This window comes from Streptomyces hirsutus (genome assembly GCF_001418415.1).
In the GTDB taxonomy this organism is placed as follows: domain Bacteria; phylum Actinomycetota; class Actinomycetes; order Streptomycetales; family Streptomycetaceae; genus Streptomyces; species Streptomyces hirsutus.
This window is the reverse complement of the sequence record NZ_LIQT01000478.1, coordinates 1-1,496: the sequence shown is the minus strand read 5'-3', so window position 1 is coordinate 1,496 and position 1,496 is coordinate 1. Positions and strand designations below refer to the sequence as shown.

The following is a 1,496-nucleotide window of genomic DNA, read 5'->3' as shown; positions in this document are numbered from 1 at the left end:
CGCCGGGGGCGGGGGTTCCGGGTCGTCCAGGTCGGTGCCGGAGACCTGGAGACGGGCCAGGTCCTTGGGCCAGCCGTCCAGCGGGACGGGCGGGAAGACGCGGACCTCCGCCGACTTGCCGGTGACCGTGATGCCGGGCAGGGCCTCCGCGCGGCGCCACTCCGCGCCGCGGGCCCTGCGTACCACCTTGCGGATGCGGGCGTCCTGCCAGTCGCGCATCGCCTGCGCCCACTCGCCCTCGCCCGCCGACCGCTCGTCCGCCAGCACCGTCAGCACCGCGCGGGCCGCCGTCTCCAGCGCGTCCGTGCGGGCCGGGGGAGCCGACCGCTCGATGCGCGCCACCAGGGGCAGCACGAACTGGGGGGCCTCGTCGCGGACGCTGGGCTCGGAACGGAAGGGACTCGCGGCGGCAGGCGCCCGGTCATGGGTCTGATCGCTGTTCACCCCGCCAGTCTGCCAAGCCGTGCCGCGCTTCCGTCAGCCCGAGCAGGCCGTGCGCTGTGCTTCCTGCCTCCCCCAAGTCCTCGACTTCGCTCGGACAGGGGGGACCCCCATGCACGCCGGACACAAGGTGATCCCCTTGTACGACTCCGGGTGCTCCGTGGGCTCCCGGCACAGTACGCACTCCGCGTACGGAGGCCCTTCGGCCTCGGGCGGCCCGGTCGCGTCGATCAGGCAGTAGTCGGTGTCGGTCCCCGTGTCGGTCTCGGCCCCGGTGTCGGTCACGCCTCCAGCGTAGGACCGCGTCCTGCGGAGTGCCGGGGCCCGGTTCCGTCAGCCCGGCAGCGGTGCCGTCGGCACGGTCGCGATCAGGTCGGAGACCTTCACGAAGCGGTAGTCCCGGCGGCGCAGCTCCGGGACGATCGTCCGTACCGCGCGCTCGGTCGCCGGGGCCGCGCTGCGGGTGCAGTGCAGGACGACGACGGAACCCGGGCGCACTCCGTCCAGGACCTGCCGGGCCACCGCGTCGGCGTCCGTGGCGAAGGCGTCGCCGCCGACCACGTCCCACTGCACGGCGGTGACACCGGCCGGGACGAGTGCCTTCAGCGCCTCGCGGTCGTAGCAGCCGCCGGGGAAGCGGAAGTACGGCATCGGGTGGGCCACCCCCACCTCGCGGAAGGCCGTGTACGCCCGTTCCACGTCCGCACGTATCCGGTCCCGGCCGACGGTCGGCAGGCCGTAGCAGTCGTCCGTGAACGCGTAGTGGCTGTACGAGTGGTTGGCGACCTCGAAGAGCGGGTCCCGGCCGATGGAACGGGCCTGGTCCGGGTACTCCTCGGCCCAGCGCCCCGTCATGAACACGGTGGACGGCACCTTCAGCGCGCGCAGGGTGGCGATCAGCCGGGGGTGGTCGAAGCGTTCGCCCGCCGCCGCACGCGGACCCTGGTCGGCGGTCATGTCGGCGTCGAAGGTGAGGGCGAGGGTCTTCCCGGCGCTTCGGGGGGCGTTCTCGAAGACCGGGGTCAGGCCCGCCGGTCCCGGGGCCAGGGTGGGCA

The 1,496-nt window shown here is 74.1% G+C and carries 2 protein-coding genes and 1 pseudogene; all 3 read right to left on the bottom strand.

Translation table 11 applies throughout. The annotated features are described in order from the left end of the window. Positions 1 to 444, bottom strand: a pseudogene (locus AOK11_RS31485) (peptidyl-tRNA hydrolase); the annotation flags it as partial. A gap of 33 nt (positions 445 to 477) precedes the next feature. Then, positions 478 to 726 (bottom strand): hypothetical protein, encoded by a 249-nt coding sequence (locus tag AOK11_RS31480; RefSeq protein ID WP_055597101.1) that lies wholly within the window; start codon positions 724 to 726, stop codon positions 478 to 480. A gap of 48 nt (positions 727 to 774) precedes the next feature. Next, positions 775 to 1,496, bottom strand: a 722-nt coding sequence (locus AOK11_RS31475; protein WP_055597100.1) for a polysaccharide deacetylase family protein, incomplete at its 5' end; no start/stop codon positions are given.